The 12,824-nt window shown below is 41.0% G+C and carries 8 protein-coding genes; 4 read left to right on the plus strand and 4 right to left on the minus strand.

Annotated elements, in window-relative coordinates; all coding sequences use genetic code 11:
• Nucleotides 1-466 precede the first annotated feature (466 nt).
• Both NH454_RS11675 and NH454_RS11680 read left to right on the plus strand, forming a co-directional pair.
• On the plus strand, nucleotides 467-2,509 hold the full coding sequence (locus tag NH454_RS11675) for an ATP-binding protein (RefSeq protein ID WP_253039169.1): 2,043 nt from the start codon (nucleotides 467-469) through the stop codon (nucleotides 2,507-2,509).
• Nucleotides 2,510-2,581: 72 nt separating this feature from the next.
• A complete protein-coding gene (locus NH454_RS11680) occupies nucleotides 2,582-3,049 on the plus strand; it encodes a hypothetical protein (RefSeq protein ID WP_235383198.1) in 468 nt (155 codons plus the stop codon).
• 17 nt (nucleotides 3,050-3,066) lie between these two features.
• Here the strand turns inward: NH454_RS11680 and NH454_RS11685 are convergent, their stop codons facing one another.
• From NH454_RS11685 to gltB, 4 genes are all read right to left on the minus strand, one after another.
• Nucleotides 3,067-3,753, minus strand: coding sequence for a response regulator (locus NH454_RS11685; protein ID WP_235383197.1), 687 nt, complete (start codon nucleotides 3,751-3,753; stop codon nucleotides 3,067-3,069).
• A gap of 2 nt (nucleotides 3,754-3,755) precedes the next feature.
• Complete coding sequence (locus tag NH454_RS11690; RefSeq protein ID WP_253039170.1) at nucleotides 3,756-4,079, minus strand: hypothetical protein; 324 nt, start codon at nucleotides 4,077-4,079, stop codon at nucleotides 3,756-3,758.
• A 180-nt stretch (nucleotides 4,080-4,259) separates the two neighbouring features.
• A complete protein-coding gene (locus NH454_RS11695) occupies nucleotides 4,260-5,675 on the minus strand; it encodes an FAD-dependent oxidoreductase (RefSeq protein WP_135924238.1) in 1,416 nt (471 codons plus the stop codon).
• Between the two features lie 9 nt (nucleotides 5,676-5,684).
• Complete coding sequence (gene gltB, locus NH454_RS11700) at nucleotides 5,685-10,142, minus strand: glutamate synthase large subunit (RefSeq protein WP_235383195.1); 4,458 nt, start codon at nucleotides 10,140-10,142, stop codon at nucleotides 5,685-5,687.
• 697 nt (nucleotides 10,143-10,839) lie between these two features.
• On the opposite strand from gltB, the gene NH454_RS11705 reads away from it, so the two are divergent.
• Nucleotides 10,840-12,093 carry an efflux RND transporter periplasmic adaptor subunit gene (locus NH454_RS11705; RefSeq protein ID WP_235383204.1) on the plus strand — a complete coding sequence of 418 codons (1,254 nt, stop codon included), beginning with the start codon at nucleotides 10,840-10,842 and terminating at the stop codon, nucleotides 12,091-12,093.
• Between the two features lie 21 nt (nucleotides 12,094-12,114).
• Complete coding sequence (locus NH454_RS11710) at nucleotides 12,115-12,822, plus strand: ABC transporter ATP-binding protein (RefSeq protein ID WP_054551528.1); 708 nt, start codon at nucleotides 12,115-12,117, stop codon at nucleotides 12,820-12,822.
• Nucleotides 12,823-12,824 lie beyond the last annotated feature (2 nt).

Consider the following 12,824-nt stretch of genomic DNA (forward strand, 5'->3'; position numbering starts at 1 on the left):
CGATCAACTGCTTGTAACTCATGGTAAATGCTTCTGTTTGTTTGGCGACGATAGAGTACCACCAACAGGCAGTTGATCTCTTCTCACCGTTTAACCATGAGTGGTGCACTTATTATCTGAATTCGGGCAATATAGATAAAATAGATTTTTTCATTGTATTTTCGCCTGAGAATTAATCAAAACTTTATTACTAGCAAAAATGATAAATAAATTATTTATTATTATGCCAATTGTGTATAAATTATATTCAGCTTGATTTTAGGCTTCAGATATCTGAAAACAATCAGAAATTTTTGATAATGAGACAAAAAGGTGAAAAATAATAACATGTAAGGTTTAAACAGATTATTAGCAATCCTTTTTCACTAAACAATATAAAATAGCGAAAAACGTTAACTAATAACTCCATAATTTCTACACATTTTCTCGTTAGTATGCGTACACATTTAGCCCATTCTAACCTCTAATGAAATACTCTTTACTTATCGCTATTTATTTTTTGTCATGCGCGAGTGTAGCAACCACACTGCCAAGTTCTCTATTAAATCAAGTCACTGACCTTGAAAACCAAGGAAAAATCAGTGAAGCCCTCACAATTCTTGAGCAATACAAAGATCATAATAGCACTTCATCAACCTATGATGTTGCCATGGCTCAAGCGCCACTTTTACGTAAAAAAGGTCATTACAACGAGGCGATTGAACTGTTACTGCCATTACAAAAAATTGCTAATTTGAGTAAAGAGGATCAATACCAGATCCAAAAAGAGTTGGGGATCAACTACCGCCGCCAAGTAAAAACAATTGAAGCAAAGAAGCACTACATGGCAGCCTTAGCGCTTGCAAACGAACTTGAAGACAAAAATCTACAAGCACAAAGCCATAGCAATTTAGGTTCGCTATACGACACACTTAATGATCTTGAACAATCAATGCACCATCAAGTAAAAGCACAGGGCTTGTTAGAAAACAGCGATAATTATGAACTGGTTGCCACTAACTTTTATAACTTAGCAAACCTTGCTCAAAGACTTGATGACCTTTCTCAATCTGAGTACTTCTATAAAAAAGCGCTTGAGTTTGATATTAAAACCAAAAACCAAATGAATATTGCAGACACCAGCTTACAACTTGCCAAGTTAGTGTATAAACGAGGTGACTTAGAGCAGGCGCTCCCCTTATTAAATAACGCCTATACCCGTTTAGCCGACGTCAACGCCTATGAGAATATGGCTACCGCGAAACATACGCTAATGCAATTGTATTTAAAAATAGACAACCAACATATGGCGCTCAGTAGTGCTGAATCAGGGTTAAATGCTGCGCTTAAGTCTGGCTCGACATTAAGCAAAATTTACTCTTACTTTAATTTAATCGAACTACATCTAGCACTAAAAAACCCTATATTGATTAACCTTTATTTAAGTAACACAAAAGAACTACTCGCTGATATTGATAACCGCTTATTGAATCAAAAACAGCACGGTTATACCGCGATTTATGCTGAACTTATCGGTGATTACAAACTAGCAGCTGAGCAGCTAAAACTTAAAAACACACTTGCCGAGTCGTTGTTTGAAGAGCATTTAAATCAAGCTGTTGAAAAGAACAAAAAACAATTAACCGCAATCGAGCAACAGCAGCGCATTGATGATGAGATACAAAAAAACAAACTCGCTACAGCTCAAATGAATAATCAGCGATTAGAAAAACAGATATGGCTGTTATCAGCCGGCATTGTTTTATTGTTCAGTACGCTTGCCTTAGTGCTGTATTACTTTAAGCATCGAAAAGCTCTATTTAAAGCAAAGCTATATCAATATAGCTTGATTGAAAAAGACAAAATGCTTGCAGATATATCCCATGAATTACGCACACCACTGAGTGTATTAAAACTGCATATCGAAGCGCTGGAACTCGATATTCAAGAAAACCGTGACCTAGCCTACAGCAAAATTAATGGCAAGATAGCACAGCTAAATAACTTGATATCCGATGTATATCAGTTATCTCAAGCTGAAAACAAAACTCTTACATTAAATCTTCAACAATATAATGCAGCACATATTTTTACTGAATATGAGCAAGACATGCGCCGCTATGTTTGCAGCCATCAACTCACATTTTTAGCTGACATTGTTATTGCTGAAGGAGTTGAAATCACCGTAGATAAGCAAAAGCTTGACCAAATTCTCAACAATATTTTTACTAATGCCTGCCTATACACAGACAGCCCTGGCCATGTTCGCCTTAAAGTAAGAGCAAACAACCAAGAGTTGTTTATTCAAGTTGATGATACCTCTCCTGGGGTAGGAAAAGCGCATATAGGCAAATTATTCGACCGTTTATATCGTGTTGAAGAGTCTCGTAGCCGTGCATTAGGAGGTTCTGGTTTAGGGCTTTCGATCTGTCAAAGTTTTGTAGAACTAATGTCTGGTAATATTAGCGCATTACCGGGTAAGTCAGGTGGTTTATGTATCAGGATTTTACTGCCTTTAAGTAATAAATAAGCGCTTTCTTCTCCATTTTTTCACCACATTTTATTGCTTAAATAGCACTATAAACTACTGTGGAATGGAACCATGTCAGAGTCATTAAAGCATGCTCAATGGGCTAAGTCTGTTGAGCGTAAACATCGTCAAAACAAAGTTAAAAAAACCAAAAAGTCTCATCTTCCTTTCAGTGCTGCTATCGCTAGCTTGCTATTAAGTGCTGGGCTTTATTATGTAAGCTATGAAAAGCCAGTAACGTCCCCTCCACTGTCTGAATCTGCAAAACAGCGTATATCACAGTTTTTTGCAAAACAGTTTTTATTAGGTCATTGGCGTTTAAACAAGATTAAATATTCAACTAATGCAATTCAAGTGTATGTACAAACGCCAACTCCAATTGCTCTTGAAGGTGAGGCGCTAAGCCAATATTTACATTACGCATTATGCCCACTTCCTAGTAAACAAATTTGGCAGGATATTCAATCCAGAGAGTTATCAGTGTATGTATTTAGCCATTCTGTTAGAAAAGGTGAACGTACCGTTTGCAATAAGGTGTGAAAGCGATGAACGCCAAATCAATTGATTTGACGTTCATCATAACGATAGCCTGCGCCGTAAACAGAAGCGACTATCTTAGGAGAGAACTTTAAATTCTTAAGTTTTTTGCGGATGTTTTTGATATGGCTATCGATAACACGATCGGTAATGTCAAAGTTATTAGGTTGAATATGATCAAGTATCTGCTGCCTTGAGAAAACACGTTTTGGTGCTTTATATAAAAGCTTAAACACGTCAAATTCGACCTTAGTTAAACCGAGCGATACACCTTGAATTTCAACTTCTAAGGCATCTTCGTTTAGACAAATAGTAGCAGGCATCTCAGTTGGCTGCTGGGATATTAGTGTACATCGTCTTAAAATAGCCTTAACACGCATGACAAGCTCTGCGCCACTAAAAGGTTTACACACATAATCATCAGCACCATGCTCTAACCCTTTTAACCTATCAGCCTCTTCAACTTTAGCGGTTACCATAATAATGGGTACCATAGAAAAAGCGCGGATCTGCTTCATGCACTCCACGCCATCTAAATTAGGTAACATAACATCTAGAATTATTGCATCTGGATTATTCTCTTTGACCCACGACACTACGGCGCTGCCATCAGTAATGTGATGAGTAGTAAAGCCAGATGCATTGAAGAACAACAGCACTTGTTCTGCAATATCTAAGTCGTCTTCAACGACTAATATCTGCGACATTTTTATTTCCGTTTCATATTTTTTATTATTTTTAATTGCTTCCTAACCATCGCTTTAAACGCGTCTGATAAGGTTTCGTCTAATAAAACCATAGTCAGAATATCGTGCAGATCTTCACTTTTCATAACCTCATTAAGTAAATCATTTTCAGATTTTGAACTTGGTTGAAAACAGTTTAGTTGCTCATGATTAATGTGTTCGCAAAACATTTTCTTTTTTTCCATGTTGTTAGCATCAAATGTCCATACTGGATCCAAACTTCTTTGGAACATTAAAGCGTAACAATGTGGAGCAAATATGGAGCTAGCACTAAACTGTGAAGACAAATTAGAATCCAACCATTTTTACTGAGCAATTATACGTTGCTGGTTCTGATTTTTCATTTTCTTTATCGGGGATTACTCTCAACAAATCAAATGTTAGTTGAGGTGATGATTTTGCTTTGATTAAGCATAAAAAAAGCAAGCCATCGGCTTGCTTTCAAAATCGTACATTAAGTTAAGTAGTTATACGCCAAGATATTCCATTATACCTTCAGCTGCATTTCGGCCTTCGAAAATAGCTGTAACAACTAAATCTGAACCGCGAACTATATCACCACCCGCAAAGATTTTAGGGTTCGTTGTTTGGTGAGTAAATTCTCCTTGCTCAGGAGCATTAATGCCACCCCAATGGTTAATTTCAACGCCATACGGCTCCAACCAATCCATTTTATGAGGTTTAAAACCAAATGCCATTAGCACTTTAGTTGCTTCAATAACATGTTCAGAACCGGCCACTTCTTCGGCACGACGACGGCCATTCTCATCTGGTTCACCCAACTGAGTTTTAACCATTTTTACGCCTGCAACTTTGCCTTGTTCGTCAACCACAATACCTTTAGGTTGAACGTTAAAGGTAAATTCAACACCCTCTTCACGGGCATTTTTAACTTCACGTTTTGAGCCTGGCATGTTTTCTTCGTCACGACGATAAGCACAAGTTACTTTTGTAGCACCTTGGCGAATAGAGGTTCTTACACAGTCCATTGCTGTATCACCACCGCCTAACACGACGACTTTTTCGTTAGCCATATCGATATAAGCTTGTTTGTCTTCGGCATAGCCCATAACACGGTTGGTATTACCAATTAGGAATGGTAGTGCATCAAACACACCATCAGCGTCTTCATTCTCAAGTCCTGCACGCATACTTTGATACGTACCAACACCTAAAAACACGGCATCATATTCAGCGAGTATTTCATCAAGGGTAACATCTACGCCAACCTCAGTGTTTAACTTAAACTCGACACCCATTTCAGTAAAAATTTCACGACGCTTTTGCATCACTTCTTTTTCAAGCTTGAATGAAGGAATACCAAACGTAAGAAGTCCGCCAATTTCTGGATGACGGTCAAACACCACAGGTTTTACACCGTTACGTACTAAAATATCCGCACAGCCCAGGCCTGCCGGGCCTGCACCAATAATTGCTACTTTTTTGTCAGACCAAACCACATACGACATATCTGGTTTCCAGCCCATCTTAAAGGCTGTATCTGTGATGTACTTTTCGATATTACCGATAGTAACAGCACCGAATTCCTCTTCAAGTGTACATGAGCCTTCACACAAACGGTCTTGTGGACAAACTCGTCCACACACCTCTGGTAAGCTATTTGTACGGTGAGACAGCTCTGCCGCTTCTAAAATACGGCCAGTACGAATGAGCTTTAACCATTGTGGAATATAGTTATGTACTGGGCATTTCCATTCACAGTACGGATTACCACAATCTAAACAGCGATCCGCCTGTGAGTTAACTTGTGTCTCAGAAAATGGCTCGTAGATTTCTACGAAAGATTGTTTACGTGCTGAAATTGGCTTTTTACGCGGATCAACACGTTGTACATCGATAAACTGGTATACATTTTCGCTCATACTACCCCCTTACTGAGCCTGAACACGAAGCTCTGCGCTGCTGCGCGCTCGGTGTCCGAGTAAACTTTTTACATCACTAGATTTTGGCTTAACTAATTTAAACATTGGAATGTATAAATCAAAGTTAGCTAAAATCTGCTCAGCGCGGTTTGAGCCTGTAAGCTCTAAATGCTCAGCAATTAGGCCGCGTAAATGTTCTTGGTGTGATGCCAACCCTTCGAGTGTGACAATTTCAACAAGCTCAGGGTTAATGCGTTTTTCAAAGTCATTGCCTTCATCAAGAATATAAGCAAAACCACCTGTCATACCTGCACCAAAGTTGATACCTACTTTGCCAAGTACGCAAACCACACCACCGGTCATATATTCACAGCCGTTGTCACCAACACCTTCTACAACCGCTTGAACACCAGAGTTACGAACTGCAAAACGCTCACCAGCACAACCTGCCGCAAATAATTTGCCGCCTGTAGCACCATATAAACAGGTATTACCGGCAATAGTCGCTTTGTGGCTTTCGAACGATGAACCCAGCGGTGGACGAATTACCAGCTTACCGCCAGCCATCCCCTTACCAACATAGTCATTCGCATCGCCTACTAATGTCATTTCAAGGCCACCAGCATTCCATACACCAAATGATTGACCCGCTGTACCATGAAGCTCAATAGAGACAGGATCAGCAGCCATACCTTGGTTACCATGTTTAGAGGCAATATAGCCCGATAACATCGCACCCACTGAGCGGTCAGTATTACAAATACGACTTACCAATGAGGTGCCCGATTTTTCATCAATCGCTTGTTTTGCTTTTTCAAGCAAGGTTTCATTTAGCTGACCTAAATAATGCGAGCTATTTGGCGCACTACAATACAAGGTTTCACCCGTAGGGTTGTTAGGCACAGCAATCACAGACGACAGATCTACTTTCTTTTGCTTCTCTGTTTTGCCTTCAATAGCTTCAAGCAGGTCCAAACGACCAATTAAATCGGTTAATCGAGTAACCCCTAAGCTTGCCATTATTTGGCGCGCTTCTTCGGCAATAAACTTAAAGTAGTTCATCGCCATTTCTGGCAGACCATGATAATGCTTTTGACGAAGCGTATCGTCTTGCGTTGCAACACCGGTCGCACAGTTGTTTAAGTGACAAATACGCAGATACTTACAACCAAGTGCCACCATAGGGCCAGTACCAAAGCCAAAGCTTTCAGCACCTAAAATAGCCGCCTTGATGATATCTAAACCCGTTTTAAGGCCACCATCAGTTTGTAGACGAATACGATGACGTAAACCATTTTCTACTAGCGCTTGCTGGGTTTCAGCAAGACCAAGCTCCCAAGGACTTCCTGCATACTTAACAGAAGTAAGTGGGCTTGCACCTGTACCACCGTCATAACCAGCAATGGTGATTAAATCGGCATACGCTTTTGCTACGCCAGTTGCGATAGTACCTACACCCGGCTCAGAAACAAGTTTCACCGAAATCAGTGCATCTGGGTTTACTTGTTTTAAATCGAAAATAAGCTGGGCTAAATCTTCAATCGAGTAAATATCGTGATGCGGTGGAGGCGAAATCAAAGTCACACCTGGCACTGAGTAACGTAATTTTGCAATATACGGCGTTACTTTTTCACCCGGTAATTGACCACCCTCACCTGGTTTTGCACCTTGCGCCACTTTAATCTGAATTACATCAGCGCTACGTAAGTAGTGCGGTGTTACGCCAAAGCGGCCAGATGCAACTTGCTTAATACGCGAGTTTTTCTCTGTGCCGTAGCGAAGTTTGTCTTCACCACCTTCGCCTGAGTTTGAACAACCACCTAAACGGTTCATTGCAATCGCGAGCGCTTCATGAGCCTCTGGCGATAACGCACCAATACTCATTGCTGCTGAGTCAAAACGCTTGTAGAGCTCAGTTGCCGGCTCAACGTCATCGATATTCACCCCAGCTTCAGGTATTTTCACTGCCAACATGTCACGTAAATTGGTGATCGGGCGGTTATTTACTAAATCAGCGTAGGCTACATAGTCGCTATATTCCCCAGAACGCACAGCTTTTTGCAGTGTTTGGATAACGTCTGGGTTATAGGCATGGTATTCACCACCATGAACATATTTTAATAAGCCGCCGTGGCTTAATAATTTACGTTTACTAAAAGCCAACTTATGTAGTTTGCGTTGGTCATCATCAAAGTCAGTAAAACAAGCCCCTTTGATGCGACTTGCCACGCCATTAAAACAGGTTTCTACAACTGCATCTGATAAACCTACGGCCTCAAATAACATCGAACAGCGATACGAAGCAACAGTACTAATGCCCATTTTCGACATGATTTTATATAGACCTTTATTTATCGCATTACGATAAGCAAGGGTTACTTCACAGTAGCTCTTGTTTAAGATCTTTTTGTCAGTCATCGCAACTAACGATTCATACGCAAGATACGGATAAATTGCTGTTGCACCAAAGCCTAGTAATACAGCAAATTGGTGTGCATCACGGACACTGCCCGATTCAATAATGATATTTGATTCACAGCGTAAGTTGTTATCAACTAAACGTTTTTGAACAGACCCTACCGCCATTGCAGCCGGGATAGGCAAGTGCGTTTCACTAAAGTTACGGTCACTTAGAATAAGCATGACACAGCCCGACGCTGCTTTTGCTTGCGCTTCATCACAGATACGGGTGATCGCTTTCTCTAAACCTTCTTCTTTGGTGTAAGTAATATCAATTTTACAATAGCTGTAATGCTCATCGTCAGCATTGATAAGCTGTTGCATGTCTGCATACATCAAAATTGGCGTATCAAACTGTAAACGCTTAGCATGGCCTGTTGTTTCATTAAATACGTTTTGCTCACTACCAATACAAGTAGCTAAAGACATAACGTGATTTTCACGAAGTGGATCAATCGGTGGATTGGTTACTTGCGCGAATTTTTGTCTGAAGTAATCGAACAGTGAACGATGACCTTCTGAAAGTACCGCAAATGGCGTGTCATCACCCATTGAGCCTGTTGCTTCTTGACCATTTTCGCCCATTACACGAATAACGCTATCAAGTTCTTCGTTGGTGTAACCAAACATTTTTTGGTACTTAAGCAGAGTTTCATCATCAAATGAACGGTTGCCCGCATCTTTCTCTGAGAGTTGCTCAAACGGTGTTAAACGCTTAACGTTTGCTTCTAGCCATGCTTTATATGGATGGCGTGATTTAAGGTCTTGGTCAATCTCATCTGAATGCCAAATCTTCCCTTGATGAGTATCAATAACTAATAGCTCACCAGGGCCAACACGGCCTTTCTCAACCACTTCGTCTGGTGCGTAGTCCCAAATACCTACTTCTGAGGCAAGGGTAATGAAACCATCTTGAGTGATTACATAGCGAGCTGGACGCAAGCCATTACGGTCAAGGTTACAGGCTGCAAAACGACCGTCAGACATTACAATACCTGCCGGGCCATCCCATGGTTCCATGTGCATTGAGTTGAAGTCATAAAATGCACGTAAGTCATCATCCATGGCACGGTTCTTTTGCCATGCTGGTGGCACAAGCATACGCATAGCACGGAATAAATCCATACCACCCGCTAAGAACAACTCAAGCATATTATCTAAGCTTGAAGAGTCAGAGCCGCTTTCATTCACAAAAGGCGCTGCTGATTGCAAATCAGGAATAAGTGGTGAGGCAAACTTGTACGCACGGGCACGAGCCCACTGGCGGTTACCTTGAATAGTATTAATTTCACCATTATGCGCTAAATAGCGGAATGGTTGCGCTAATGGCCAACGAGGTTGTGTATTAGTAGAGAAACGTTGGTGGAATACACAAATCGCACTGGTCATGCGAATGTCAGCTAAATCTAAATAAAAGTTAGGTAAGTCTACAGGCATCATTAAGCCTTTATAGACGGTAACTAAACCAGATAAGCTGGCAATATAAAAATGTTCATCGTTTTCGAGGCGCTTTTCTGCACGACGACGAGCTACATACAAGCGACGCTCTAAATCTTTTGGACGCCAGCCTTCTGGTGCGCTCACAAAAATTTGTTCAAAGCCCGGTAGTTGTTTTTTTGCAATTGGCCCTAAACATGATGAATCTGTTGGCACTACACGCCACCCCTGAATACTCAAGGTTTCTTTTTCAAGTTCTTCACTCAGCACATCTTTAGCTGTTTGTGCAAGTACAGGATCAGCATTTAAAAATACCATGCCGACTGCGTAGTTCTTACCTAAATGCCAATCATGTTCGCTGGCAATAGCACGAAAGAAACTATCGGGTTTTTGCATTAATAAACCACAGCCATCACCGGTTTTGCCATCTGCAGAAATACCGCCTCGGTGTTCCATGCGATCTAAGCCCGTGATTGCTGTTCGAATCAAGCGATGACTCGCTTGACCATTGACCTGGGCTATTAAGCCAAAGCCACAATTATCTTTTTCTAATTTTGAGTCATATAACATAGACCCCTCCCCTTGCTACAACGACTAGCGATTCAGTCTTTTGCGACAGTGCTAGCAGACGAACAAAACTATCGCCAATTGTTCCATGAGTCAATAGAGATTTGAATACATATTCATATTCTTGAATATTTCTCACTTGGAGGCACATATTAAATACTAAGCAATTTCTTTACATTTAGACGTATTTTTACCGTTATTTTTTTATGACACTGGTGTCAAATTTAACAACTTGTAAAAAACCAATCTAAAAACCCGCACCTTTACGTTAACGTAAACTGCACCAACAAATGAATAATTATTCAACTTATGAATATCAATGCAGCTTTTTATGGGGTCTCACCTAGCACAGTTGCATCATTATTTACTCTTGGCTTTAGCATAGTTACAAACTATGTATCTGAGCAGACTACCTTAGTCGCAATGACTGAGTTTCTTTACCTATGCGTCAACAAACAGCAATTTAAAAGTGTCCGCTGCGGACACTTTTTCTGTCCGCGGACAGGCAGTAACTCATTAAACAAAATAAAATGCATTAAAAATCAATACATTAAATTTTGGCACGCTACTAGTATAGATAAGACATCAGCGAAATTGAGGATTTCAAAATGTTCACTATCAGTTTGTTTATGGCTTCTCCACTTACCATGCTTGCCGTTGGCTTCATGATTGTGTGTTTTGAGAATCGTAAGGAGTTATGATGATTAAGGATACCAGCGCCCAAGATATTACCGTGGCTAAGAAAAACACTATAAAAAAACCACTTATGTTAGCAGCGGGTCTAATACTTGTTGGTGCGCTTGGCTTTCAAGCTTTGTTTGCCAGTAACGATGGCAGCATTTCGGTTGATGCAGCAAGCCTACAAATTAGTGAAGTGAGCCAAAAGACGCTCACCAGAGATGTGGCAGCGAGCGGTAAAATCGTTGCAGCTAATGCGCCAAAGGTTTATAGCCCTGAACGTGGTTTTGTCGATTTAAAAGTAAAAGCCGGTGATAGCGTTGAAGTAAATGAAGTGATTGCAACCGTTACCAGCCCTGAGCTAACCAACGAATTAAAACAACAACAATCAGTATTAGCGCGATTAGAAGGCGAATTACAACGCAAGCAACTTGAAGCGCGCAGGCAAAAGCTGAGCCTTACCAAAGCACTCGATTTAGCTCAGGTAGAACTAAATGCCGCAGATAGAGAAAACCGTCGCGCTAAAATCTCTATCGAGAAACATTTAATCAGCCAAATAGATTTAGAAAAAGCCGTTGATGATTTAGCTCGTGCCAAGCTTTCTTATAAGCATGCTGAGCAAGAAGTCAGCTTAGCTAAAGATACCCTCGCATTTGAGCTAAAAGCAGCAGAGCGCGATCTGGCGCGTCAGCAATTGATTGTTGATGACTTACTAAGGCAAGTAAATGAACTCACCATTACAGCCAGCGTAAGCGGCATTGTGGGTAACTTATTAGTGCAACAAAAAGAGGCGGTAACACAAAGCCAACCGTTAATGACATTGGTCGATTTAAGTAACTTTGAAGCAGAACTGCAAGTACCAGAAAGCTACGCCAACGAGCTAGGTCTTGGTATGCAAGTAGAACTTACTTTAGGCGCACGTCATGTAACAGGCACCCTATCGGCTATTTCGCCTGAAGTGAATAATCGCGAGGTCACTACCCGCGTACGCTTTGACAATGAGATTTCTGGCATTCGCCAAAACCAACGCTTAACCGCACGTATTTTATTAGAGAATCGCGACAATGTATTGCAGGTAAAACGCGGCGCATTCTTACAACAAGGTGGCACCCATGCTTATAAAGTTGACGGTGACATGGCTTATTTAATCGATATAAAAACCGGTGCAAGCAGTATCAATGCTGTCGAGATTATCGAAGGCGTAGAGCCTGGCGATAAGTTAATTATCTCGAATTACGATCGCTTTAAAAAAGCACCCACACTGGTTTTACGCTAACAAATAAAAGGAATAATCAACATGCTTACAATGAACAACATCAGCAAAGTATATCAAACAGATATGGTACAAACGCACGCCCTTCGCGACTTCAACCTACAAGTAGAAGAAGGTGAATTTATTGCCGTAACGGGTCCGAGTGGCTCAGGTAAAACCACCTTTTTAAACATTGCCGGTATGTTGGAGCCGTTTAGCGAAGGCCAATACATGCTAGACGGTATTGATGTGGGTAAATTAAATGACAACCAGCGCGCAGATCTCCGTAATCAAAAAATTGGTTTTATTTTCCAAGGCTTCAACCTTATTCCAGATTTGAACTTGTATGAAAATATTGAAGTACCACTGCGTTATCGCGGTATCAAAGCTGCTGAGCGTAAACGCCGAATTGAACAATGCCTTGAGCAAGTTGGTTTAGCCTCACGCGCTAAACACTTACCGCAACAACTTTCTGGTGGTCAACAGCAACGTGTGGCCATTGCAAGAGCCCTTGCAGGTGAACCACGCTTTTTACTCGCCGATGAGCCAACTGGTAATTTAGATAGCCTAATGGCGCGTCAGGTAATGGAGCTGCTTGAGCAAATCAACCGTGATGGCGCAACCATCATCATGGTAACCCATGATCCAGAGCTTGCCCGCAGAGCACCTCGTAATATCCAAGTTGTTGATGGCCAACTCGCAGACTTCACTTTGTATCAAGGCACCCAAAACCTTAAAGCGGCTGGAGTGTAACC

Origin of the sequence: Pseudoalteromonas sp. Ps84H-4 (assembly GCF_024124645.1) — a bacterium.
Taxonomy (GTDB): domain Bacteria; phylum Pseudomonadota; class Gammaproteobacteria; order Enterobacterales; family Alteromonadaceae; genus Pseudoalteromonas; species Pseudoalteromonas lipolytica_C.